The organism is bacterium (assembly GCA_036524115.1).
GTDB lineage: Bacteria > JAUVQV01 > JAUVQV01 > JAUVQV01 > DATDCY01 > DATDCY01.
This window is the reverse complement of record DATDCY010000176.1, coordinates 16,125-40,048: the sequence shown is the minus strand read 5'-3', so window position 1 is coordinate 40,048 and position 23,924 is coordinate 16,125. Positions and strand designations below refer to the sequence as shown.

At 69.4% G+C, this 23,924-nt stretch carries 21 protein-coding genes, 5 tRNA genes and 1 other RNA gene; 8 read left to right on the top strand and 19 right to left on the bottom strand.

Going from position 1 to position 23,924, the window contains the following annotated elements; translation table 11 throughout:
- The 5 genes from dnaX to tadA all read right to left on the bottom strand — a co-directional run.
- Nucleotides 1–1,243: DNA polymerase III subunit gamma/tau (gene dnaX, locus VI078_08640; protein ID HEY5999346.1), on the bottom strand; the 1,243-nt coding region annotated here is incomplete at its 3' end.
- Nucleotides 1,244–1,308: 65 nt separating this feature from the next.
- Nucleotides 1,309–1,408, bottom strand: an RNA gene (gene ffs, locus VI078_08635) — signal recognition particle sRNA small type.
- A 78-nt stretch (nt 1,409–1,486) separates the two neighbouring features.
- Nucleotides 1,487–1,577: transfer RNA gene (locus tag VI078_08630), tRNA-Ser, on the bottom strand.
- A gap of 437 nt (nt 1,578–2,014) precedes the next feature.
- Nucleotides 2,015–2,104: transfer RNA gene (locus VI078_08625), tRNA-Ser, on the bottom strand.
- 38 nt (nt 2,105–2,142) lie between these two features.
- Nucleotides 2,143–2,628, bottom strand: coding sequence for a tRNA adenosine(34) deaminase TadA (gene tadA / locus VI078_08620; protein HEY5999345.1), 486 nt, complete (start codon nt 2,626–2,628; stop codon nt 2,143–2,145).
- A gap of 114 nt (nt 2,629–2,742) precedes the next feature.
- On the opposite strand from tadA, the gene VI078_08615 reads away from it, so the two are divergent.
- Nucleotides 2,743–3,369, top strand: a complete 627-nt coding sequence (locus tag VI078_08615) for a DUF502 domain-containing protein (protein ID HEY5999344.1) — start codon at nt 2,743–2,745, stop codon at nt 3,367–3,369.
- Nucleotides 3,370–3,398: 29 nt separating this feature from the next.
- Here VI078_08615 and VI078_08610 read toward each other — a convergent pair whose 3' ends face one another.
- From VI078_08610 to VI078_08600, 3 genes are all read right to left on the bottom strand, one after another.
- Nucleotides 3,399–3,761: a type II toxin-antitoxin system PemK/MazF family toxin gene (locus VI078_08610; protein ID HEY5999343.1), complete on the bottom strand. Its 363-nt coding sequence runs from the start codon at nt 3,759–3,761 to the stop codon at nt 3,399–3,401.
- Complete coding sequence (locus VI078_08605; GenBank protein ID HEY5999342.1) at nt 3,755–4,009, bottom strand: AbrB/MazE/SpoVT family DNA-binding domain-containing protein; 255 nt, start codon at nt 4,007–4,009, stop codon at nt 3,755–3,757. Before VI078_08605 ends, VI078_08610 begins: the two co-directional genes overlap by 7 nt.
- Nucleotides 4,010–4,562: 553 nt before the next feature.
- The gene (locus VI078_08600) at nt 4,563–8,351 is read right to left on the bottom strand and encodes a S8 family serine peptidase (protein HEY5999341.1); all 3,789 of its coding nucleotides are present in this window, start codon (nt 8,349–8,351) and stop codon (nt 4,563–4,565) included.
- Nucleotides 8,352–8,517: 166 nt separating this feature from the next.
- Between VI078_08600 and VI078_08595 the strand changes: the two genes are divergently transcribed.
- Entirely contained in the window at nt 8,518–8,829 is a 312-nt protein-coding gene (locus tag VI078_08595; protein HEY5999340.1) for a tyrosine-type recombinase/integrase, read from the top strand.
- Here VI078_08595 and VI078_08590 read toward each other — a convergent pair.
- From VI078_08590 to nadA, 5 genes are all read right to left on the bottom strand, one after another.
- Nucleotides 8,785–8,861, bottom strand: a tRNA-Arg gene (locus VI078_08590). The genes VI078_08595 and VI078_08590 overlap by 45 nt on opposite strands.
- Before the next feature lie 68 nt (nt 8,862–8,929).
- A tRNA-Ser gene (locus tag VI078_08585) sits at nt 8,930–9,022 on the bottom strand.
- Nucleotides 9,023–9,074: 52 nt separating this feature from the next.
- Nucleotides 9,075–9,168 (bottom strand) — tRNA-Ser (locus VI078_08580).
- A gap of 68 nt (nt 9,169–9,236) precedes the next feature.
- The gene (gene serS / locus VI078_08575; protein ID HEY5999339.1) at nt 9,237–10,514 is read right to left on the bottom strand and encodes a serine--tRNA ligase; all 1,278 of its coding nucleotides are present in this window, start codon (nt 10,512–10,514) and stop codon (nt 9,237–9,239) included.
- A gap of 44 nt (nt 10,515–10,558) precedes the next feature.
- Complete coding sequence (gene nadA / locus VI078_08570; GenBank protein ID HEY5999338.1) at nt 10,559–11,470, bottom strand: quinolinate synthase NadA; 912 nt, start codon at nt 11,468–11,470, stop codon at nt 10,559–10,561.
- Between the two features lie 57 nt (nt 11,471–11,527).
- Here nadA and VI078_08565 point away from each other — a divergent pair, with 57 nt between their 5' ends.
- Nucleotides 11,528–11,998, top strand: coding sequence for a DUF721 domain-containing protein (locus tag VI078_08565; GenBank protein ID HEY5999337.1), 471 nt, complete (start codon nt 11,528–11,530; stop codon nt 11,996–11,998).
- On the opposite strand, the gene VI078_08560 is transcribed toward VI078_08565, so the two are convergent.
- The 4 genes from VI078_08560 to VI078_08545 all read right to left on the bottom strand — a co-directional run bounded on the left by VI078_08560 (nt 11,999) and on the right by VI078_08545 (nt 16,359).
- A complete protein-coding gene (locus tag VI078_08560; protein HEY5999336.1) occupies nt 11,999–13,102 on the bottom strand; it encodes a LysM domain-containing protein in 1,104 nt (367 codons plus the stop codon).
- Between the two features lie 44 nt (nt 13,103–13,146).
- Nucleotides 13,147–14,001 carry a tol-pal system protein YbgF gene (gene ybgF, locus VI078_08555; GenBank protein ID HEY5999335.1) on the bottom strand — a complete coding sequence of 285 codons (855 nt, stop codon included), beginning with the start codon at nt 13,999–14,001 and terminating at the stop codon, nt 13,147–13,149.
- 141 nt (nt 14,002–14,142) lie between these two features.
- The gene (locus VI078_08550; GenBank protein ID HEY5999334.1) at nt 14,143–15,438 is read right to left on the bottom strand and encodes a DUF1015 domain-containing protein; all 1,296 of its coding nucleotides are present in this window, start codon (nt 15,436–15,438) and stop codon (nt 14,143–14,145) included.
- A 3-nt stretch (nt 15,439–15,441) separates the two neighbouring features.
- Nucleotides 15,442–16,359 carry a branched-chain amino acid transaminase gene (locus VI078_08545; GenBank protein HEY5999333.1) on the bottom strand — a complete coding sequence of 306 codons (918 nt, stop codon included), beginning with the start codon at nt 16,357–16,359 and terminating at the stop codon, nt 15,442–15,444.
- Between the two features lie 177 nt (nt 16,360–16,536).
- Here VI078_08545 and VI078_08540 point away from each other — a divergent pair, with 177 nt between their 5' ends.
- Nucleotides 16,537–17,025, top strand: coding sequence for a chemotaxis protein CheW (locus VI078_08540; protein ID HEY5999332.1), 489 nt, complete (start codon nt 16,537–16,539; stop codon nt 17,023–17,025).
- Nucleotides 17,026–17,040: 15 nt separating this feature from the next.
- Here VI078_08540 and VI078_08535 read toward each other — a convergent pair whose 3' ends face one another.
- Both VI078_08535 and VI078_08530 read right to left on the bottom strand, forming a co-directional pair.
- Nucleotides 17,041–17,517 carry a chemotaxis protein CheD gene (locus VI078_08535; protein HEY5999331.1) on the bottom strand — a complete coding sequence of 159 codons (477 nt, stop codon included), beginning with the start codon at nt 17,515–17,517 and terminating at the stop codon, nt 17,041–17,043.
- An 8-nt stretch (nt 17,518–17,525) separates the two neighbouring features.
- Entirely contained in the window at nt 17,526–18,149 is a 624-nt protein-coding gene (locus VI078_08530) for a chemotaxis protein CheC (GenBank protein HEY5999330.1), read from the bottom strand.
- A 376-nt stretch (nt 18,150–18,525) separates the two neighbouring features.
- Between VI078_08530 and dnaA the strand changes: the two genes are divergently transcribed.
- From dnaA to gyrB, 4 genes are all read left to right on the top strand, one after another.
- Nucleotides 18,526–19,869: a chromosomal replication initiator protein DnaA gene (gene dnaA, locus VI078_08525; GenBank protein ID HEY5999329.1), complete on the top strand. Its 1,344-nt coding sequence runs from the start codon at nt 18,526–18,528 to the stop codon at nt 19,867–19,869.
- Nucleotides 19,870–20,103: 234 nt separating this feature from the next.
- Nucleotides 20,104–21,225 (top strand): DNA polymerase III subunit beta, encoded by a 1,122-nt coding sequence (gene dnaN, locus VI078_08520; GenBank protein HEY5999328.1) that lies wholly within the window; start codon nt 20,104–20,106, stop codon nt 21,223–21,225.
- Nucleotides 21,222–21,497 (top strand): hypothetical protein, encoded by a 276-nt coding sequence (locus VI078_08515; protein ID HEY5999327.1) that lies wholly within the window; start codon nt 21,222–21,224, stop codon nt 21,495–21,497. Before dnaN ends, VI078_08515 begins: the two co-directional genes overlap by 4 nt.
- Complete coding sequence (gyrB, locus tag VI078_08510) at nt 21,490–23,922, top strand: DNA topoisomerase (ATP-hydrolyzing) subunit B (GenBank protein HEY5999326.1); 2,433 nt, start codon at nt 21,490–21,492, stop codon at nt 23,920–23,922. The genes VI078_08515 and gyrB overlap by 8 nt, the downstream gene beginning before the upstream one ends.
- Nucleotides 23,923–23,924 lie beyond the last annotated feature (2 nt).

The window sequence follows — 23,924 nt, the reverse complement described above, 5'->3', positions numbered from 1 at the left end:
ACGGCGCATCGGACGCGCCGTTGCCGGCGACGGCCGGGGGCGGCGGAGCGAAGGCGCCCTCGCCCTCCCCCCCGTCGGGCGGCACCGCGCCGGCCAGCCGGCGCTCGAGCCCCTCGAGCCGCGCGAGCAGCGTCTCGATCTGCTGCAGCTCCTCCAGGCCCACCGCGCGCAGCACCGCCAGCTCGAGCAGCAGCCGCGGGAACGTCGCCTGGCGCACCTCCGTCTCGACGCGCAGGAAGATCTCGAAGAGCGACTGCAGGTGCCCCGGGCTGGCCTGCGCGGCGAGGCGCCGCAGCTCGGCGAGCGTCTCCGCGGTCGTCGGCACCAGATCCGTCGCCTCGGGGACGGCGCGCAGCACGGCGAGGTGCCGCAGCATGCCGAGGACCTCGCGCGCGAAGATGCGGGCGTCCATGCCCAGCGCGGCAACGTGGTCGAGCGCCGCAAGACAGGCCCCGCCGCGGCGCGCGAGCAGGTCGGCGCAGAAAGCCAGCAGCAGCTTCTCCTCGGGGAGCCCCAGCGCCCTGGCGACCTCGTCGTCGGCGACGGTGCGGCCGCAGTAGGCCACCACCTGCTCGAGGAGGCTCTCGGCGTCGCGCATGCTCCCCTCGCCCGCCGAGGCGACGGCGCCGAGCGCCGCCGGGCTCATCGAGATCCCCTCGGCCTCGACGATGCGCCGCAGCTGCTCGACGATCTCGGCGCGGTCCAGGAGACGGAAGTCGTAGCGCTGGCAGCGCGACTGGATGGTGACCGGGACCTTGTGCAGGTCGGTCGTCGCGAAGATGAACTTGACGTGGGCCGGCGGCTCCTCGAGCGTCTTGAGGAAGGCGTTGAAGGCCGCCTTCGAGAGCATGTGGACCTCGTCCACGATGTAGACCTTGAGCCGCGCCGCCGCCGGCGCGTACATCAGGCTCTCCTTGAGGTCGCGCACGTCGTCGATGCCGGTGTTCGAGGCCGCGTCCATCTCGATGACGTCGATCGCGTTGCCGGCGGTCACCTCGCGGCAGAAGCGGCACTCGTTGCAGGGCTCGGCCGCCGGGCCCTTCTCGCAGACGAGCGCCTTGGCGAGGATGCGGGCCGTGGTCGTCTTGCCGACGCCGCGGGCGCCGGTGAGCAGGAAGGCGTGCGGCACGCGGTTCTCGCGCAGGGCGTTCTGCAGGGGGCGGGTGACGTGCTCCTGCCCGACGACGTCCGCGAAGCGTTGGGGCCGCCAGCGCAGCGCGAAAACCTGGTAGGAATCGGCCACTCACCCCTCCTGTCGTCGTCCCGCGCCCGGGGACACCGCGGGCCGGCATCGACCGGCGGGACGGTTCAGGCCAGGCGCCCCTGCGGCACCCGGGAGGTCCTGTTTACCGCTGCTTCCTTCCGGACCTGACGGGGTTCACAGGTTCCCGCCGCGCAGGACCAGGTCATCCCCGCCCGCCGGCCGATGTCGGCCCGCGCCAAACACAATCCACCCTCCCGCCGCTCTCCCCGGAGCCCCGGCGGCTGGCGGAGAGAGCGGGATTCGAACCCGCGAGGGCCTTTAGGACCCTACACGCTCTCCAGGCGTGCTCCTTCGACCACTCGGACATCTCTCCGCCGGCGAAAATAGACGAAAATCACGCATAAGGCAAGGAATTGCCGCCTGCGCCCATGGACTGAGTTCGGACGGGACGGACAGACGAGAGACGGCGCGCAGCGCCTTCGCGAGTCACGGACCGCGATTTCGATCGCGGCCCAGGAAAAAGTGCGAAGCACCGCGCAGTTACGGCGGCCGATCGGATCGGCCGCCCCGGAAGAAGCGCGAAGCTCCGCGCAGTCACGGGGCGCGATTCCGATCGCGCCCCGAATTCGAATCCCGAGCACATTCCACAGAAAGACCTCGAAGGGCGCTGCCGCGAGGGATTCGCAGGAAGAAGGCGGCGCGAAGCGCCACCGCGCAGTTACGGCGCCCCGATCCGATCGGCCGCCGAACGCGACCCCGAGCACCAGGACCTCCACCCCACGGGAACATCGCGCCGCGGAGGGGTCGCGTTGGCGGAGAGGGTGGGATTTGAACCCACGAGAACCTTACGGCTCTACCGGTTTTCGAGACCGGCTCCTTCGGCCACTCGGACACCTCTCCGGCGCGGAGTATAGCGGCGGGCGGGGCGGGATGCAAATTCAGGACCGGCGACGGCGGACACGAAAGAATTCTTGAATCATTTCGCGGCAGTCGGATTCGAGGACTCCGCTGGTGACTTCCGCCCGGTGGTTCAGCCGCGGGTCGTCGAGAATGCGATACAGCGTCCGCGCGGCGCCCCCCTTCGGGTCGGCGGCGCCGAAGACGACCCGTGAGACCCGCGCCTGCACGAGAGCGCCGGCGCACATCGCGCACGGCTCGACCGTGACGTAGAGCGTTGTCCCGGGGAGGCGGTAGTTGCCGAGGCGCCGGGCGGCGCGCCTGAGGGTGACGATCTCGGCGTGCGCCGTCGGGTCGGAGCCCGCCACGGGCCGGTTGAGCCCGCGGGCGATCACCAGGCCGGCACCGTCGACAAGCACAGCGCCCACCGGCACCTCCCCCGAGCGGCCGGCGCGCGCCGCCTCGCGCAGGGCCAGGCGCATGAAACGCTCGTCGTCCGCGGCGGGGCGCTTCGTTGCGGCCGCCATGGGCGAACTGTAGCACGGAAGCAAGGGGCGCCGGGCGCCGGCAAGGCACGTCAGAGACCCGGCGATCGGCGGGAATCAACTTGACGCTGCGGGAGATTGGGCCAGAATGAGGGCGTGAAGCGCCTCATCGGCTATTTCTTCCAGGGGTTCGTCTACATCGCGCCGCTCGTCGTGACGGCGTACATCCTCTACCAGATCTTCATGCTCGTGGACGAGCCGGTGCGCAAGATCGAGGTGGCATTCTTCGGGGCGCACATCCCCGGCCTCGGACTGCTCTCCGTCGTCGCCCTGATGACCGTCTTCGGGTGGCTCGGCTCGACCATCATCGCCGCCCCTCTGAAGGGCTTCCTCCGCCGGACCATCGAGCGCACGCCGCTGATCGGGACCATCGAGGGCGCCGTGCGCGACCTGCTCTCGGCGTTCTTCGCCAAGGAGCGCAGGTTCAGCCACCCGGTGCTCGTGCAGATGAGCGGCGTGTCCGACCTCGAAAAGCTGGGCTTCATCACCCAGGAGGACCTCGCGGAGCTCGGCCTGCTGGACAAGGTGGCGGTCTACTTCCCCCACTCGTACAACTTCTCGGGGGAGCTGTTCATCGTCCCGCGCGGGCGGGTCCGCGTGCTCGACATCCCGGCGCAGGAGGCGATGAAGTTCATCGTCTCCGGCGGCCTGATCCACCTGCGCGAGCACCGGGAGCAGGGCGAGCCGTGCGAAACCGAAGGGGAGAAGGCTGGCGCGCCCTGAGTGCGTTGCGCGGCGCGGTCTTCTCCCTTTTATTCGGCGAACATCTCCTGGACTGCGGCGAGGACCGTACGCTGTGTTTCCTCGGCGATGCGGCCGAGACGGCCGGCGATGCGCGCCCGGTCGATCGTCCGAATCTGGTCGAGGACAATCTGGCCGCTCTTTCCGTGAAAGGTGCAGGACACGCGGGTCGGGTAGGCGCGCCCTCTGGTCGTCATCGGCGCGACGATGAAGGTGTCGATCGTGCGGTTCATCTCATCCGGGGAGACGACGAGACAGGGCCGGGTCTTCCTGATCTCGTGGCCGACGACCGGGTCGAGGTTGACCAGCACGACGTCGAACCGACGGATGACAATCGGGCGCGTCCCCCTGGCGATATCCGACGCCGTCACCATTCCCACTCGCCCCGGTCGAACTCGGTGGGCGCCTCGGCCGCCTTGTCGACGAGCCGATCGTCACGCTGCGCCGCCATGGCGCGGAACTGGTCTTCCCACCCTGCCCGCGGCAGCCGCGAGGGACGCAGAATGATCTCATCCCGAACCGCCACCATCTCGAACTGCTCGCCGAGGTTGACCTCCTGCAACAGGCTCCTGGGGATACGCACGCCGCGCGAGTTGCCGATCCGGATCAGCTTCGTCTTCATGGACAACCTCCCTGCACCACAGGTGATCACATCGTAATTACACGCGCGGAGGCCGTCAAGGATCGCTTCACTCTTTGACTCGAGTGCTCCGCGAAGGCGACGGCCACGATCGACGCTGGGTCGCCGCCTCGCCGATGAGGACGACCCGCTGAATTCCCGAGGGAGTAGGTGGCGCGCCCTGAGGGATTCGAACCCCCGACCTACGGATTCGTAGTCCCTCCAGGGGGGTTGGAGCAAGTCTTCGGGAACATTGAAGATTCTGCTTCAACCCCCCGTTCTTAAACGACTTGCGACTATGATCGATGTTCTTTGCGTTTGACGCCTTGTGACCGGTTTTCGCCTCTGGTTGGACACTTTTGGGACACAGATGGTTGCCCGCCCGAAGACGGCACCCGGCTCAGCCAACAGAGCAACTTGCCATGCCGGCGGCCGATAAGACGCTGTCCCGTGCAAGGTCCCTCATCCACCCCGACGTGCATCCGAGACGGCACGGCCTTGCAGACTGAGACCCGCGGCTGACCACTGCTTCCGCGGCGTGTTGCGACAGAGCGAGCTACTTCTCCCCCTCGGACGGGGGCGCCGAATGACGATAGGTCACCGAGCTGACCCGGGAATCCGGCCAGTCCGGGGGATATGGTCTGTAGGCGAATGCCTTTAAGGTGCACCACCTGCTGATGGCCACCGTCCCGTGGTCGGGAAGCACCGTCCCGGTGGCGCGGCTGGGCGTTTCGCCGTTCGTTGTGTACTTGATCACCGCGGCGTTCGTCCGACTCGTGATCTTGACCGTCAGGCTGGACTTGTCGTGTCCGGCGGCGGCGCGAGGGCTGGACGCCCCACCCACAAGCGCGAAGGTCGGCGGCGCCACCTCGAAGGAATAGGTCGCGCCCTGCGCTGGAGAAGCGTCCCAGCCCGGAACAACGGCAACCGCCCTGAGCGTCGCACGCCTGTTGATCCAGACCGCCGACCCGCTGACGAGTCGGGCGCCGTGTGAAGCCGACGGGGTGGATCCGTCGAGCGTATAGCGTATGACCGCACCCGGGGAAGAACTCTGGATCCTGACAGCCAGGGGATTGCTGAAGGCCCCGCCGGCGGGGCTGAAGGTTGGCGGCGCCGCGGCAAGAGTGTAGGTCCCGCCGGTGGCCGCGGGGTCATATCCACCGTCCGCCGTGTAGGCGTACACGTTGAGCACCGACGTGGCCGTGACCGGGATGGAGGCGCCGCTCGAGATCAGCGTCCCGTGGGTGCGGGAGGCCGCAGTTCGGTCCATGGTGTAGCGCAGGATCGCCCCGGGGTCCGCGCTCGAAACGGTGACCTCCGGGGGAGACTGGAAGGTCCCCGGCGGCGGCGTGAGAATCGGTTCCGCGAGCTTGAGCAACGGGTTCTGGTATTTCAAGACGGTGTACGGAGTCCCGGCCGAGCCCATCCGGCCGCCGACGACGAAGACCCCGCCGGCATCATCTGCCACAATCTCGTTGAACACGTCGTCGTCACGGCTGCTCCCGTAGAAGGTGCTCCCGAGGAAGGTGCCGCCGGTGTCGTAGGTGAGAATCAGGCCCTGGCCTGCGTTGGACTTCTGCCCGTCACCCGACTCCCCCACCAGGTAGACGTGACCGCGCCCATCGAGCGCGATGGCCCTCTGGTACTGATAGTCTGCGACGAAGTCGGAAAAGGTCCGGGTCCACACCAGATCTCCGGCCGGGTCGAGCTTCATGACGAACCAGCGGTAGATTTCTGTGCCCCACACCCGCCCCCAGCCGGACACATAGAGGTTCCCCTGATCGTCCCTGGCGATGTCCGCCCCACGGCAATCGCCCGGATCGCTCGCGTCGGGCTCATAGGTGCGGTCCCACGCCACAGATCCGTCAGGAAGGTACTTGAGCACCTCCGGGTAATCCCCGGAATTGTTCGCACGGGTCCCCGCCAGGTACGCGTTTCCTGCCCCGTCCGTGACGATTGCGCTCGAGTTCAAGCTCGAGCGCGCGCCGCCGGACTGAACCGTGATCGGGGACCGGCGCATCCAGAGCAGGTTCCCGGAGGCGTCGTACTTGAGCGTCAACGTGGTCCAGCAATAAGCCGTCGAATCCGGTGCGCTGAGAAATATCGCGTCGGGCCCGGCAACGCTCAGAACTGCCATGCTGCCCCAGGACACAGGATTGAGGGTGGAAGGATAGTCCCGAATCCAGAGCAGGGTCCCCGCCGAGTCATACTTTGCCAGGAAAAGCCGCTGCTCGGTGGACGTTCCCGTCCGCCCGCTCACATAGATGTTCCCCAGCCCGTCGGCGGCGACGTCATCAGCCGCGTCATAATTGGCGCCCGGGATCGAACGCGTCCAGATGCCGTATCCCTCGACATCGAGCTTCGTGACGAAGTCTTCCATGCCGCTGTTCGCAGAGAGGAGCCGGGCCCCGGCGACAAGCAGGCCGCCGCCTTCGTCGAAGGCGATGCTCCTCGCCTCCTCAAACGAACTCGGGGAGTCGTAGGCCCGCGTCCAGGAAAGCGAGAGATTGCTCGCGAGCCTCGGCAGGAGGAGGAGGTCGCGGGCGTGCACGTTGCCGACCGAATCGGCGAGAGCCAGCCGAACAGGGTACTTCCCGGCGTTCTCCGCCGACCCGGAGATCACGCCGGAGGCCGCGAGGGAAAGGCCGGGGGGCAGTGCGCCGGAGACCAGCGACCAGGTGTACGGCGGAATCCCTCCCTGGGCGCCGAGGACGACTGAATAGGGCCGCCCGACCGCCGGGTCGGGCAGGGCCGAGGTCGCGATCGTCAGTAGCGGCGTCGTGACCGTTCTGCTTCCCAGCGGCGAGGAAAATGTCAATTGCTCGCCAGGACGTGACGGATACCACGTCCCGGCAAACGTGCCGTCTCCGGCCACCACGTCCGGGGCCACGCCGTCATCGCGCAGCGCGATCGTCTGCCCCAGACCGCTGGCGACCGTCACCGGCCCGACCGGCGTGGCGCAGTTGACACTGACCGCGGAGAGGGTCACCGCGAAGCCCACCGGATACGACTGCGTCGGGTACTGGGTCGGGGCAAAGAAGGGCGAAGAGGTGCAGGTGAGAGACCGGTAGGCGTTCACCCGTCCTCCGGTCAGCGTGCCGCCTGAGAGGGACGCGGCAGGCTCGGCGTCGGCAAGAATCAGGCTGCGGATGGCCCCGGCGTCAAGGCTCGGGTCGTCGGCAGCGAGGAGAGCGGCGAGGCCGGCGACGTGCGGCGCGGCCATCGATGTCCCCGACAACAGGGAATAGGAGCCGGGGTAGGTGCTCAAGACGCCCTCCCCCGGGGCCCCAAGGTGGACACCGAGCACGCCAAAGTTGGAAAAAGAGGCGAGAGCATCGGTGCTGCTCGTCGCGGCGACCGTGAGCACGTTGGGCATCTTGATCCCCGCCGGCATGTACCCGGTGCGATCGATGTCGGCCGAATCATTGGCCGCTGCCGCAACAAAGATGATTCCCGCGTTGGCCTGGGCGCGAACCGCATCCTCGAGCGCGCGGTCAACGGACCCTACGGCGCCCCAACTGTTGTTCGTCGCCACGATGCGCACCCCCCGGTCCCGCAGCCCCCGGACGTACTCCAGGCACTCGATGGCATCGGCGGTTGAGCCCCAACCGCTTGCGGCAATGAACTTGCAGGGCAGAATCTTCACATCCCAGTTGACGCCGACCACGCCGATCCCGTTGTTTCCTACGGCTCCGATCGTGCCGGCGACGTGAGTTCCATGGCCGTGGTCGTCCATGGGATCGCCCGCCTTCTGATCCGTGTGCGCCAGGATCGTGTTGACGCCGTGGACGTCGTCGATGTAGCCGTCGCCGTCATCGTCGATGCCATTCCCCGGGATCTCACCCGGATTGGTCCAGATATTCGCGGCGAGGTCCGGATGGGTGTAGTCCACGCCGGTGTCTATCACGGCTACAACGACCTCCGGGCTCCCCACGGTGAGGTCCCACGCCCGCGCCGCTTCCATCACCTGGAGCCCCCACTGGAACGCGAAGCGCGGGTCGTTCGGCTTCGCCAGGACCTCAAAGAGACGGTTGGGCTGCGCATATTCGACACTCGGGTCCCGCTCGTACCGGGCGATCGCCTCCTCTACCGTCAGCCCCGCGGGCAGCCCGATCCTCTGCATGTCGAGTCCGCGGTACTCCCTGAGAGGCTTGCCCCCATGACTGAGGTGCAGGGCCGCCCGTTCCCGCCCGGTGGACGTGGGCTTGAACTTCACCACGATTTCCGAAGGGAGGTAGCCCCCGGCCCGCTCGGGGCCCGCGACCGCCGCCGGGCTCTCTCGAACCATCGCCCCGGCGTGCTCCAACCACGGGGGCGCCACGAGGAGAAAGCCGGCCGCCAGCAACGCGGGGACGGACTCCTTGAGCCTTGCGACGCACGAGGAACGCATTTGGCTATGTTGCCTGCATCCAACCAGGTGGGTCAATGCTCGCCGAGAAACGCCGGCTGCGCTTCCTCCTGCGCGACGAGATCGCCTCCCCCTCGGGGCCTGCCCGGCCTGCTTCCGGCCAATGGTCGTCGCGGCGCTGAACACCGGCATGCGCCGCGGCGAGCTGATGAACCTGGAGTGGAACGACGTCGACTTCGGCCGCAACCAGATCCTGGTGCGTCACTCGAATGACCTGCGTTACGCCCACCTCTCCCAGCCGCACAAGCAACGGGCAGTCGAAACCCTTGCCGGCTCACCGATGGACACTTTTTGGACACAGAGGTCCGGAAGGTGGCCAACTCCCATTTCGGAGATGGACGCTAACCAGCGGAATTCCCGAGGGAGTAGGTGGCGCGCCCTGAGGGATTCGAACCCCCGACCTACGGATTCGTAGTCCGTCGCTCTATCCAGCTGAGCTAAGGGCGCGTACTACAGGCCGCGTACTATACCCGAAAGCGGCGCCCGCGCCAAGATGCCGGCGCGGGATTGTGTCTTGGCGGAGAGGCCGGGATTCGAACCCGGGGTCCCGGTTTCCCAGGACAACCGCTTAGCAGGCGGTTGCCTTCAGCCGACTCGGCCACCTCTCCGTGTGCGTTCTGCCCACCGTCGCGGCGGCTGGCCCTCCACCTCGCACGGTCCTGGTGGAGGGAGTAGGATTCGAACCCACGGTTCCGTTCAGCACGGAACAACGGTTTTCAAGACCGTCGCCTTAAACCAGCTCGGCCATCCCTCCGCTCGCGAGCGCGTACTATACAACCAGCCCCCGGTTCTGACAACGGGAGCGCGCGTTCCGGTGATCTTTCAGGGCGCCGTGATCTCCGTCGCACCGCCCATGTACGGGACCAGGGCGGGGGGGATGGCCACCGAGCCGTCCGCGCGCTGAAAGTTCTCGAGGATCGCGACGACGGTCCGGCCGATCGCGAGGCCCGAGCCGTTGAGCGTGTGCACGAGGGCCGGCTTGGCCTTCGGCTCCGGCCGGAAGCGGATCTCGGCGCGACGCGCCTGGAAGTCCTCGAAGTTGCTGCAGGAGGAGATCTCACGGTAGCGCCCCTGCCCCGGCATCCAGACCTCGATGTCGTAGGTCTTCGCCGACGAGAAGCCGAGGTCGCCGGTGCACAGCGCGACGACGCGATACGGCAGGCCCAGCCGCTCGAGCACCGTGCAGGCGTCGCGGGTGAGCGCCTCCAGCTCGTCGTAGGAGGTCGCCGGGTCGGCGAACTTCACCAGCTCGACCTTGTTGAACTGGTGCTGGCGGATCAGCCCCCGCGTGTCCTTGCCGGCTGCGCCCGCCTCCGCGCGGAAGCACGGCGTCCACGCGACGTACTTCACCGGCAGCCGCGCCCCCTCGAGGATCTCGCCGCGGTGGATGTTGGTCACCGGGACCTCCGCCGTCGGGATGAGGTAGTACCCCGAAGGGTCGCTGCGGAACAGCTCGGCCTCGAACTTCGGCAGCTGACCGGTGCCGATGAGGCTCTCGCGGTTGACGAGGAACGGCGGCAGCACCTCGCGGTAACCGTGCTCGTTCACGTGCAGGTCGATCATGAAGGAGATGAGCGCGCGCTCGAGCCGCGCACCGAGGCCGAACGAGACGCAGAAGCGCGCGCCGGAGATCTTCGCGGCGCGCTCGAAATCCAGGATGCCGAGGGTCTCGCCGAGGTCCCAGTGCGCCTTGGGCTCGAAGTCGAACGCCGGCGGCGCGCCCCAGCGGCGCACCTCGAGGTTGTCCTCCTCGCTCGCGCCGACCGGCACCGACGCGTGCGGCAGGTTCGGGACGTTGCGCATCAGCTCGATGAGCGCCTCGTCGTTGGCGCGCTGGCGGGCCTCGAGCGCCTGGACGCGATCGCCGACCTCGCGCATCGCGGCGACCGCCGCGGCCGCGTCCTCGCCGCGCTTCTTCGCCGCGGCGATCTCCTTGGACACCGCGTTGCGCCGCGCGCGCAGCTCCTCGATCTCCAGGATGAGCGCGCGCCGCTCGCCCTCGAGCGCGCGGAAGGGGGCCAGGTCGACGTCCATCCCGCGCGTGGCGAGCCGCTCGCGCAGCAGGTCGAGGTTCTCGCGGACGAACTTCAGATCGAGCACGGGCAACCCTCCGTGGTGTGCGGGGAGCGGATTCTACGCCGAGGTCAGGTGATCTTCAACATCCGCTCGAGCGCCCGCACCGCGCGCACGCGGATCTCGTCCGGCACGAGGATCTCGTTGTCCTCGGTCTCGAGCACCGCCAGCACGTCCTCGAGGTGCGTCATCTTCATGTTCGGGCAGACCATCTCCTCGGACGCCGGGTAGAAGCGCTTGCCCGGGTTCTCGGCCTCCAGCCGCGGGATCAGCCCGACCTCCGTGCCGATGATGAACTCCGTCGCGTCGCTCTCCTTCGCATAGCGCAGGAAGCCCGTCGTCGAGCGCACCGCGTCCGCCAGCTCGATCACGTCGAGCCGGCACTCCGGGTGCGCGATGAACTTCGCCGCGGGGTGCAGCCGCTTCTGCTCGAGGACCTGGTCGACGCGCAGCCGGTTGTGCGTCGGGCAGACCCCCTTCCAGGTGACGATCTCCTTTTCCGGCAGCAGCTTCTGCAGGTAGCGGCCCATGTTCCCGTCCGGCACGAAGAGGACCTTCCTGTCGGGGAGCGAGGCGACGACCTTGTCCATGTTCGCCGACGTGCAGCAGACGTCCACCTCGGCCTTGATCGCCGCCGCGGAGTTGATGTAGCAGACCGTCGGCGCGCCGGGGTGCTCGGCCTGCAGCGCGCGCAGCTTCTCGACGGTGATCGTGTCGGCCAGCGGGCAGCCCGCGTCGGCGCGCGGCATGACGACCTTCTTGCGCGGCGAGAGGATCTTCGCGCTCTCGGCCATGAAGTGCACGCCCGCGAAGACGATCATCCGCGCGTCGGTCTCGGCCGCCTTCGCCGAGAGCCCGAGCGAGTCGCCGACGAGGTCCGCCGCCTGCTGCACCTCGTAGCGCTGGTAGTTGTGCGCGAGGATGATCGCGCCCTTCTCGCGCGCGAGCCGCCGGATCCGCTCGTGCATCTGCGCCTCTTCCATGCCGCCCCCTTTGGTGCGCCCTTGTCCAGCCTTCCCGCCCCGCCCTACAATACCGGCATGGGATCATCCGCTTCCAGGCGCCCCGCGCGCGTCGGCGACGTCCTGAAGGAGCGCATCGCCGCCCTCGGGTGGGAGCGCCGCCTGCGCGAGGAGGAGGTGCTCACCGCGTGGGACGCCGCGGTCGGGCCCCAGATCGCCGCCCACGCGCGCCCCTCGCACGTCGTCAACCGCCGGCTCACCGTCGTCACCGAGAGCCCGGTGTGGACCCAGCAGCTCGCGCTGCTCAAGCCCGACCTGCTCCGGCGCATCGCCGCGCGCTTCGGCGCCGAGGCGGTGACCGACCTCTTCTTCGTCACCGGGAGACTTGACCCCGCGCCGGCCCCGCAGGCGGCTGCCGCCCGCCCGCGCCGCGCCGCCGCCGCGCTCCCCGCGGAGCTGGCGGGCGAGCTCGACGCGATCGGCGACGGCGAGGTGCGCGAGGCGGTCCGCCGGCTCATCCTGGCCGCGCTCGCGGACGAGACCCCGTAGCTACCGGGCGCGCAGCAGGTCCCCGACCAGCACCTCGCCGACGCTGGCCGTCACCAGGGCGGTCGAACTCTGCTCCTGAACGCGCAGCACCTGCACCTCGCCGATGGGCGCCCGGCAGCCGCCGTAGCCCTCGCGGTAGACGACGTAGCGCTTGCCGGGGCCGACGCTCGCCGCCGTCCCCTGGTCGAGGTAGACGAGGTCCTCCTCGGCCACGCCGAGCCGGTCCTCGTCGAAGGCCACGACCACGCCGTCCGCCGGGCCCGCCGGAACGCACTCGGGCAGCTGCTTCCCGGGAAGAGCGTCCTCCGCGAGCCGGTCGTCGGGATTGAAGGGCACGAGGTAGTCGCCGACGCCCGCGGCATCGCGCATCCCGCGCAGCACCACGGTGGACGTCAGCAGGTCGCGGCAGGTGACCTCCGCGGTCCCGAGTACCCGCGTCAGCCACCCCAGGTACGCGCCCGTCAGCGGATGGAAGACGCGGCGGTCGGCCCGCACCACGGTGAAGACCCGGCCGGGCGTGACCGGCGCGTTGATGACCGCCGCGTCGTCGGAGCCGATCAGCTCGCGCTCGTCCTCGGAGGCCACGATGGCGATGGCGGGCAGGCCGTCCGCGATGTAGCCGGCCGAGCGGTAGAGCGCGGGGTTGACCGTCCCGGTCACGCGCGCCTTCTCCACGGGCAACTCGGGGACCTCGACGGTCGCCGCCCGCTCCGAAGCGCCGCCGCCGGCCGCACTCGCCGTCCCTGCCGTCTGCGCAGACGTGGCGGCAGGCGCGGGCGTCGCCGCGGCCGCTGCCTCCGCCGCGGGCGCCGGAGCGGCCGCGACGGCCTGCTGCGGCACCGGCACGAGCAGCGAGTCCCCCGGGTAGATGAGGTTCGCGTTGGTGACCTGGGGGTTGTCCTTCAGGATCTCGCGCCAGCGCTTCTGGTCCCCCAGGACGCGCTTGGCGACGCCCGACAGCGTGTCGCCGCGGCGCACGACGTAGGTCTCGAAGCCTGCCCGCTCCCCCGCCGCCGGCGCCGCCGCGGCGTGCGCACCGGCCGCGGTCGCCAGCGCGACCGCGCACGCGAGGACGGCGGTCCAACCGTGCATCGTCCGTTTCATGGCTTGCTCCTTCCGTTTTACCGCTGCGGGGAATGGCCCCGGGCCTACTTCCAGCGCTCGAGCCGCTCGCGGGCCTTTCCCGCCTCCTCGGACTGCGGGTACTTCTCGATCAGCCGCTGGAGCGCGGCCTGGGCGTCGGCCGTCCGCTTGAGCTCCCAGAGCGAGAGCCCCTTCTTGTACAGGGCCGCCGCGACCTTCGGGCTGGCCGGGAAGAGCTTCTCCACCTTCCCGAACTCGTCGGCCGCCTCGGCAAAATGCCGCTGCGAGTACTGGCACTCGCCGATCCAGTACTGCGCGTTGCCGGCGAGCTTGTGGTCGCGGTAGTCGGTGACGAATTCCTCGAACTTCGCGGCAGCCGGGGTGTAGTCGCGGTTGGAGAAGAGGCCGAGCGCGGTGGCGTAGAGCTTCTCGGCCTTCGACGACGAGGAGATAAGCTCGCCGCCGCTCGCCGGCGCCGGCGTCTTGGGGAGGTTCGTCAGCAGGACGGGCGGCGGTGTCGCGGCCGCCGGGGCGGCGGCCGGACTCGCGGCGGGCGCTGCAACGGCGGCGGGCAGCGGCTGGACCGTCGGGGCCGCGGCCTCGGGGGCAGCGGGAGCCGCCGCGGACGGCGACGGTTCGGGAACGGCGATGGAGGCGCCGCCGGAGACGCCCCCGCGCTCCTCGAGCCCGTCGATGCGGCGGCCGTTCTCCTCGGCCTTGTCACCGAGGATCTTGAAGCCGTTGTTGAGCGTGTCGATCCGCAGGCCCTGCTCTTCCTGCCGGGCCTTGAGTTCGTTGATCTGCCGCTGCTGGACCCGGACCTGCTCCTTGAGCGCCTCGAAGTCGCGCTGCTCGACGACGCAGCCGAGCAGCAGCAGGGGCAGGGCCGCCCCGGTCAACCTGAGCCCTCGTGCGATCATCAACCGTCCCTCCCCTGCGCGTGCGGCCGGATGGTGCGGTGCGGGCAAAACGTGCCGTTTGATCCTATTCCCGGCGGTTTGCCACTGTCAAGGATACGGCCCGGAGGGTGCCGGCCTTTGTGATCCGCAACACGCGGGGGACTACAGCTCGTTGAACACCAATCCGGAGATGAGCTTGGGGTAGAAGTTCGTCGACTTCTGCGGCATGCGCACGCCCGCGGTCGCGATCCGCCAGACCTGCTCCATGCGCGTCGGCCGCAGGAAGAACGCCGCCGTGCCGCGCCCCGCGTCGACCTCGGCGGCCGCGTCCTCCGCCTTCGGGAAGAAGCGCACCCCCCCCTCCTGCACGAGGCGCTGCTCGTCCAGGCCGAGCAGCCCGCCGAAGATGCCCTGGTGCAGCACGGTCACGTCCAGCTCCACCACCAGCGGCGAGGTCCCGGGCCGCAGGTGCCGCGAGAAGTCGTAGCCCGGCCTCGGCCGCAGCAGCGCGATCTTCGTCCCCCCCCGGTGCAGCCCGAAGGCCATCCCGCCGGCGCCGGAGAGCAGCTCCTGCGCGGCGGCGGTCCACGTCGAGCGGTCCTCGGGGAGCGCGCGCTCCTCGAAGGTGAACGCCGGCGCCAGCCGCTCCTGGAGCGGACCGTCCGCCGGCGCCGCCAGCAGCCGGTGGAACGGCAGGATCGTCAGCCCCGGCGACTCCATGCGCACGAGGCACATCATCACGGCGTCCATCGACTCGCGGAACCGCCCCGGGCGCTGGCGCATCAGGCGCCGGTACTCGAGCGCCGTCTCGTAGCGGTGGTGCCCGTCCGCGATGATGAAGGGCTTGCCCGCGAAGCCCGCGCGCACCCGCGCGATGAGCGCCGGGTCGTCGACGCGCCAGAGGTTGTGCACCACCCCGCGCCCGTCGTCGAAGGCCACCAGCGGGGCGCCGGCAGTCGCGGCGACCAGGGGCGCCTCCACCGACCCGTCGGGGTCGGAGTAGAGCGCGAAGATCTGGCTGAAGTTCACCTCGCAGGCCTCGAGCAGCCGCAGCCGGTCGGCCTTCGGTCCGCTCATCGTCGCCTCGTGGGCGAACGCCCCGCCGCCGAACTCGTCGAGGCCGACGCGCGAGATCAGCCCGAGGCGCTGGTAGACGCGCCCCGCCCACGCGTAGTCCTCGCGGTAGAGATACAGGGAGTCGGCCGGGTCCTGCGCCAGCACCCCCGCGGCGCGCCAGGCGCGGTAGTCGCGCGCCGCGCTCGCGTAGCGGTCCACCGGGCGGCCCGCCTCCTCGGTGCGCCCCAGGATCAGGCGCACGACGTTGTGCGGGTCGCGCCGGTAGAGCTCCTCCTGCTCCGCGGGGGAGATCATGTCGTAGGGCGGCGCCGTGACCCGCGTCAGGTCGGGGGCCTGCGCCGGGTCGTAGCGCACGCCGCGGAAGGGCAGGATCCTCGGCATCGGCTAGCGGACGGGGGTCAGCCAGGAGCGGTACTTCGCGTTCTCGCCGCGCACCGCGCTGAAGAACGCCTCCTGGATCGCCTTGGTGACCGGCCCGCGGGCGCCGCGGCCGATCGCCCGGCGGTCGACCTCGCGGATCGGCGTGATCTCGGCGGCGGTGCCGGTGAAGAAGGCCTCGTCGGCGGCGTAGACCTGGTCGCGCGTGAAGAACTCCTCGCGCGCCGCCAGCCCCAGGTCGGCGGCGAGCGTCAGCACCGCGTCGCGCGTGATCCCCTCGAGCACGGCCGAGCGCGGCGTCGTGGCCAGCGCCCCGCGGCGCACGATGAAGACGTTCTCGCCCGAGCCCTCGGCGACGTGCCCGCTGGCGTCGAGGAAGAGCGCCTCGTCGTAGCCGTCGCTGATCGCCTCGACCTTGCCCAGGATCGAGTTGGTGTAGTTGCCGCAGACCTTCGCCTTGGTCATGCTGATGTTCACGTGCTGGCGCGTGTACGAGGAGGTCCGCACGCGGATGCCCTTTTCCAGCCCCTCGTCGCCGAGGTACGCCCCCCACGGCCAGACGGCGATCGCGACGCGGATCGGGTTGCGGCCCGGATAGACGCCCATCGCGCCGTAGCCGACGTAGATCAGCGGCCGGATGTAGCCGGCCTCCATGCCGTTCACGCGGAGCGTCTCGAGGATCGCCGCCGAGAACTCCTCCTTCGTGAAGGGGACCTGCAGCCCCGAGATGTGCGCGGACGCGTAGAGGCGCTCGACGTGCTCGGCGAGCCGGAAGACCGCCGGGCCGTCCACGGTCTTGTAGCAGCGGATCCCCTCGAAGACCCCGAGGCCGTAGTGCAGCGTGTGGGTGAGCACGTGGACGGTCGCGTCCTTCCAGTCCACGAACTTCCCGTCCATCCAGATCTTCGAGGTCTCCTGGAGCATCGCCGGCCTCCTTTGCCGCTCGCCGCGCGCGGGCTTCGCCGGTGCGCGTCGCGGGCGCGATTCTAGGCACAGCGTCGGGGGGCTGTCAATCGCGCGCCATCGCCGCGCAAGCGCGGATCACGAGCCGCCCCGGCGCGGTTGCTTTTCCCCCGGGGGGGTGCTACACCAACCGACGCGATGGCCGAGGCGCACGAGGAGCACGGCGAGCTGCTGCAGGCGGTCGTCTTCGCCCTCGACGGGAGCTTCTTCGGCGTGGATATCCGGCAGGTGCAGGAAATCCTCCGCATGGTGGAGATCACGCCGTTCCCCCGGATGCCGGACTTCGCGCTGGGGGCGATCAACGTGCGCGGCCGGGTGGTGCCGGTGATCAACCTCAGGCGCAAGCTCGGGCTGCCGGACCGCGCCCCGGCGGAGCGGACGCGGATCCTGGTCGCCCGCTCGGGCGCGCAGCTGATCGGCTTCCTCGTGGACGGCGCCTCGGAGGTGCTCGACATCCCGCTGGCGCTGCTCGAGGACGTCGGGGACGGGCCAGCCTGGATGCGCTCCGACGTCGTCGCCGGGCTCGCGAAGATCCCGGGGCGCCTGCTCGTGCTCGTGGACCCTGCGCGCCTGCTCACCGCGCAGGAGGAGTCGCTGCTGCCGCGCGAGGAGCCCGCCGCGGGCTGAGAGGCCGCCGGCCCTTCAGATGCTGCGGCGCAGGCCGCGGACGGTCCTGACCGCCAGCTCGCCGGTCTCGATCGAGTACTCCACCGTCCGTCCCTCGCGCCCGCCGACGTCCGAGGCCACCAGGCGCACGCCGGCGGCCTCCAGGGCGCGCACGACCGCCTCGACGTTGCGCGCGCCGATCTCCCCGCCGTCGGTGCCGCGCCCCAGGTCGAAGATGCTCGCCCCGCCCGCGATCTTGGCCTCCAGGTCGGCGCGCCGGCAGCCGCCGCCCTCGAGCGTGCGCACGGCCTCGCCGACCGCGACGTCGGCGTACTTGCGCATGTTCTCGCCCTCGCGGCGGCGCCCGTCGCTCTGGCGCGGCAGCATGATGTGCGCGAGCGCGCCGCGGCGGCCGCGCCGGTCGCGGATGGCCACGGCGACACAGGAGCCGAGGCCGATGGCGGCGAGGACCTCGCCCGGACCGGCCGTCCCCAGGTCCGCGATTCCGACCACCCGGCGGCTCACGGGCCCGTCCCGGCCTTCCCGGCGCGCTCGGCGGCCTCGAGGGTCGCCTCCAGCGTCCGCGGGTCGGGCAGCAGGAAGAAATGCCCGTGGATCCCCTCGCCGGCCTCGCGGAACAGCGTCTCGATCACCAGCGCCGTGTCCTCGTGGCGCGAAAGCTCGATGAGCACGAGATCGAGGATCGAGCCCGCCATGTCGCGCGCGTAGCCGGGCACCGAGGGGATGAGCGAGAGGCCGGCGAGCTGCCCGATCGCGGAGAGGAACGCCGACGCCAGGATGTTGCCGATCTCGCGCATCGCCGAGACGCAGAGCGGGTCCTCCGGCTCGGGCTCGCGGCCCCCGAGGGCGAGCCGCACGATCTCCCGCCCGCTCTCTTCCGGGAAGATCATGAGGATCACGCCGCGGGCATCGCCGAGGATCCGGAAGAAGAGCCCGTCGACGACCGTCTCCGCGCCCCCTGCGATGCGGGGCACGGCCTCCACCCGCTCGAAGCGCACGCGCGGGACCTCCAGCTCGATGCGCCTTCCCGTCAACTGGGAGAGGGCGGTGGCGGCGTGGCCGGCGCCGATGGTGCAGATCTCGCGCAGGATGTCCAGACGGGACTCGTCCATCCGCTCGAACACGCGCAGCCCCTCCCCCCGATGCCCGCGCCGGAAACCTTCCCGGAGGCGATGTAATCACAGCCTTCCGGCCGCAGTCAAGCGACCCGCAGCACCCGGAACATGGCAATTTTCCCTTGAATTCCTCGAGCCGCTGGGCTATCATGCGCCCCATGATCGGACGGCCGGCGGATATGCCGCTGGATCCGAGGGGGTGCAATCTTTGAATTCGTTGAACAAGAAGCGTTTTTCTTGTTCTCCACAGATGTTGAAAAGGATGTGCGAAACAAGGGGCTTCGTGCGCAAGATTTCGTCTTGTCCCGCAAGGATTTAGCGTGATTCTTCTCAAGACGAGTACGATGCTTTGGTATCGCATGCCGCGGCGGGGGGGGCATCGCTCGTGGTGAACGCCCTGCCGCCGGCCGACCTCTGGGAACAGGTCAAGGAGCGGGTCCGCTCGCACGTCAACGAGCAGAACTACTCGACCTGGTTCGTCCCCACCGCCCAGACGGACTTTTCGAACGGGACGCTCACGGTCTCGGTCCCCAGCAAGTTCGCGCGCGACTGGCTGACCGACAACTTCCAGGTGCTCATCCGGGAGACGGCCTCCGCGATCGCCGGCCGCGAGTGCACCGTCGTGTTCCAGATCGCCGAGCGCGGCGCGCCCGAGGAGCTGAAGCCGCGCCAGGACGACCTGCCGTTCACGCGGACCATCCACCACGGCAGCACGGTCCTGAACCCGCGGTACACCTTCGAGACGTTCGTGGTCGGCTCGAGCAACCAGATGGCCCACGCGGCCAGCCGCGCCGTGGCCGACGGGCACTCCAAGACGTACAACCCGCTCTTCCTCTACGGCGGGGTCGGGCTCGGCAAGACGCACCTGCTGCACGCGATCGGGCACCGGTTCCTCGAGCGCACGCCGGGCGCGCGGGTGATGTACGTGACCTCGGAGACCTTCATCAACGAGCTGATCAACTCGATCCGCTACGAGCGCATGCCCTCGTTCCGCAGCCGCTACCGGAACATGGACCTGCTCCTCATCGATGACATCCAGTTCATCGCCGGCAAGGAGAAGACGCAGGAGGAGTTCTTCCACACGTTCAACTCCATCTACGAGTCGCACCGGCAGATCGTCCTCTCCAGCGACAAGGTGCCGCGCGACATCCCGGACCTGGAGGAGCGGCTGCGCTCGCGCTTCGAGTGGGGGTTGATCGCGGACATCCAGAGCCCGGACCTGGAGACGAAGATCGCCATCCTGCGCAAGAAGGCCGAGCACAACGCGATCAACCTGCCCGACGACGTCGCGCAGTTCGTCGCCGGCTCGATCAAGTCGAACATCCGCGAGCTCGAGGGCTCGCTGATCCGCCTCGGGGCGTACGCCTCGCTGCAGGCGCGCGAAATCACCCTGGAGTTTGCCCGCGAGGTCCTCAAGGGCCTGATCGACGATGCGGCCAAGACGATCTCGATCGACGACATCAAGCGCGAGGTCGCCGCGTACTTCGGCATCAAGGTCGCCGACCTCGCCTCCAAGCGCCGCTCCCAGAACCTCGTCTACCCGCGCCAGATCGCGATGCACCTCTGTCGCCAGCTCACGAGCGCCTCGCTCCCGGTGATCGGCAAGATGTTCGGCGGCCGCGACCACTCGACGGTGATCCACTCGCTGAACGTCGTCGCGGAGAAGATGAAGACAAGCGTCGAGGTGAACACCTCCATCGACACCATCGCCAAAAGGATCCAGGGGTGAGCGCTTTCAACAGCCCGCGTGTGGACGGCGGCGGGACAGGCTGTGGATGCCGCGCGCCAGGGCGCTCCGGGGAAATCTCCGGCCGGCGTCCACAGGCCCGGCGACGCGTAACTTCACGGGACGGCGGCCGGTGCGGTCTTGCCAACACATCCAACACCACCGGTGGCGACGGCGGTGTTCTTTCAATCTCGATCACAAACAGCAACTGATCTCCAGCAAACGGGGGAAAACCTCATGGACATCATGGTGACCAAGGCGGAACTCGTTGGAGCCCTCGCGCGGGTGCAAGGCATCGTCGAGCGGAAGAACACCGTCCCGATCCTCTCCTGCGTGCTCCTGGAAGCGCGCGGCTCCGAGCTGTCGCTCTCGGCCACCGACCTGGAGATCTTCCTGCGCAGCCGCCACCGGGCCACCGTCGCGAAGGAGGGCTCGGTCACCGCGCCGGCGAAGAAGCTCTTCGAGATCGTGCGCGAGCTGCCCGAGGGGGACGTGCACCTCGTCACCGGGGACAAGGGCTGGGTCAGGATCGAGATGGGCCGCTCGCGCTTCAAGGTGATGAGTCTGCCGAAGGAGGACTTCCCGGCCCTGCCCGAGAGCGCGGACGGCGAGAAGATCGAGATGCCGCCGGCGCAGCTGGTCGAGGCGATCGAGAAGACGGAGTTCGCCATGTCGCACGACCAGACCCGCCAGGCGCTCAACGGCGTGCTGCTGGAGATCGAGGCGGCCGGCGGCGACGAGGCCGATCTGCGCCTGGTCTCCACCGACGGCCACCGGCTGGCGTTCATCCAGCGGCGCTGCCGCGCCACCGTCGCCGGCTCGCGGGGCATGATCGTGCCGCGCAAGGCGATCACGGAGCTGCGCAAGCTCCTCGGCGAGGAGGCTGCCGGGGCCGCTGCGGAGATCTCGCTCCAGGAGAACCGGCTGTTCATGCGGGTCGGGTCGGCGCTGCTCGTCACGCGTCTCGTGGACGGGCAGTTCCCCGACTATCGGCAGGTCATCCCCAGCGGCGGCACGCGCATTGCCACCGTCAAGCGGGAGGAGTTCTATCGGGCGGTGCGCCGCGTCTCCACGGTGACGGCGGACCGCGTGAGCCTGGTGCGCTTCGGGTTCTTCGCGGACAGGATCGTGGTGACCGCGGTCAACCCCGAGGTCGGCGAGGCCAGCGAGGACGTCGCGGCGGAGTGCACCGGCGGCGACATCGAGCTGGGGATGAACGCCCGGTACGTGCTGGACGTCTTCTCGGTCATCGAGCAGGAGAAGGTCGTGATCGAAATGAACGAGGTCCTCAGCCCGGTGCTCGTGCGGCCGCTCGGGGACGAGGGGTACCGCAGCGTCGTGATGCCGATGCGCCTGTGAGCCGCCCCGGGGCGCGAGGACCGGTCGTCGCGATCATCGACTGGCGCACCGCAGCATCGCTCAAGGACAACGCCGGCGTGCTGCGCCGTGCGGGCCTGACCCTGCCGGGACGTCGGCGGGGCCCGCGCCCGGCGCAGGAGCGCTCCCTGGTCGTGCGGGCGGATGGCTCCGGCGAGCTGCACCGTTTCACGCCGGCGACCGTGGGCCGGCGACTGCGGGCGGGGTCGGCGGCGGCAACCATCTGGAGGACGGAGAAGCAACGACGTGGCTGAGGACACAGCGAACGCGCAGCGGGACGGGGCGCAGTACGGCGCCGGCAACATCCAGGTCCTCGAGGGCCTGGAGGCGGTGCGCAAGCGCCCCGCGATGTACATCGGCAGCACCGGGGTCGCGGGGCTGCACCACCTGGTCTACGAGGTGGTCGACAACAGCGTCGACGAGCACCTCGCCGGCTACGGTTCCGACGTGTCGGTGGTGGTGCACGCCGACAACTCGGTGACCGTCGGCGACAACGGCCGCGGCATCCCGGTCGACATCCACCCCACGGAGAAGATCTCGGGCGCCGAGGTCGCGCTGACCAAGCTGCACGCCGGCGGCAAGTTCGACAAGGCCAGCTACAAGATCTCGGGCGGCCTGCACGGGGTCGGCGTCTCGGTCGTCAACGCCCTCTCCGAGTGGCTCGAGGTCGAGATCCGCCGCGGCGGCAAGGTCTACCAGCAGAGCTACCGCCGCGGCAAGTCGGTCGCGCCGCTCAAGGAAGTCGGCAAGACGAAGGGGACCGGGACCAAGATCACCTTCCTCGCCGACAAGGAGATCTTCGAGGTCAGCGAGTACAGCTTCGACACGCTCTCCAAGCGCCTGCGCGAGCTTTCCTTCCTTAACAAGGGCCTGAAGATCACGCTTGAGGACGAGCGCGACGGCAAGAAGCACGAGTTCCACTACAAGGGCGGCATCGTCGAGTTCGTCGAGCACCTCAACCGCAACAAGGAGCCGCTGCACAAGCCCATCTCCATCGAGCGCGAGCGCGACGGGATCCAGATCGAGATCTGCCTGCAGTACAACGACAGCTACCAGGAGCAGATCTTCACCTACGCCAACTCGATCAACACCACCGAGGGCGGCACGCACCTCTCGGGGTTCAAGTCGGCGCTCACCCGCACCATCAACAACTACGGGTCGGCCAAGGGGCTCTTCAAGGACCTCTCGGGCCAGCTCTCGGGCGAGGACGTGCGCGAGGGGCTGACCTGCGTCATCAACGTGCGCATCCCCGAGCCGCAGTTCGAGGGGCAGACCAAGACCAAGCTCGGCAACTCCGAGGTCAGGGGGATCGTCGAGTCCGCGGTCAACGAGGCGCTCGGCGAGTTCTTCGAGGAGAACCCCCAGGTCGCCAAGAAGATCACGCTCAAGTGCGCGAACTCGGCGCTCGCGCGCGATGCGGCGCGCAAGGCGCGCGACCTGGCGCGGCGCAAGGGGGCGCTCGAGGTCAGCAACCTCCCGGGCAAGCTCGCCGACTGCTCCGAGCGCGACCCGGCGCTCTCCGAGCTGTTCCTTGTCGAGGGCGAGAGCGCGGGCGGCTCGGCCAAGCAGGGGCGCGACCGGCGCTACCAGGCGATCCTGCCGCTGCGGGGCAAGATCCTCAACGTCGAGAAGGCGCGCTTCGATCGCATGCTCGGGCACGAGGAGATCCGGGTGCTGATCACGGCGCTCGGCGCCGGCATCGGGGCCGAGGAGTTCAACCCGGACAAGCTGCGCTACCACAAGATCGTGATCATGACCGACGCCGACGTGGACGGCGCGCACATCCGCACCCTGCTGCTGACCTTCTTCTTCCGGCACATGCCCGCGGTGCTCGAGCGCGGCTTCCTGTATCTGGCGCAGCCGCCGCTGTTCAAGATGAAGAAGGGGCAGGAGGAGCAGTACGTCAAGAACGAGCCGGAGATGGAGAAGATCATCCTGCGGCTCGGCGCGAAGGACCTGCAGCTGCGCGCCGGCGGGGACACGTACGCCGGCGCGAAGCTCCAGGGCCTGCTCGCGCACTTCGGGCGCATCGAGGCGGCGATCGCGCGCCTGCGCCGGCGCGGCTACGACGCCGAGCTGGTGCGCGCGCTCGTGCGCACCGGCTTCTTCGACGAGGAGCTGCTCCGCGGCAAGCCCGCGCTGGAGCAGGCGCTGAACCGCGCCGGCGCCTTCCTCGAGGGCTACTACCAGCACGTGCGGCTGCTCGACGTGCGGCTCGAGGAGGACGAGGAGCACGGCGCGCACCGGGTGGTCTGCGAGGTCGACAACCGCGGGAGCAAGGGCACGACCACGATCGGCGCCGAACTGCTGCGCTCGCCGGAGATGCGCGAGATCCGCGCGGCGATCGAGGCGCTCGCGCCGCTGGGCGACTTCCCCTGGAGGCTGGTGCAGGGCGGGACCGAGACCGAGGTGCGGGGCGGCGAGGCGGTCATCGAGCAGGTGCAGGCGCTCGGGCGCAAGGGGCTCTCGCTCCAGCGCTACAAGGGGCTCGGCGAGATGAACCCGGACCAGCTCTGGGAGACGACGATGAACCCCGAGACGCGGACGCTGCTGCGGGTGGCGGTGGAGGACGCGGTCGCCGCGGACGAGATGTTCACCGTGCTCATGGGCGACCAGGTCGAGCCGCGGCGGCAGTTCATCGAGGACAACGCGCTGGAAGTCAAGAACCTCGACGTGTAAAC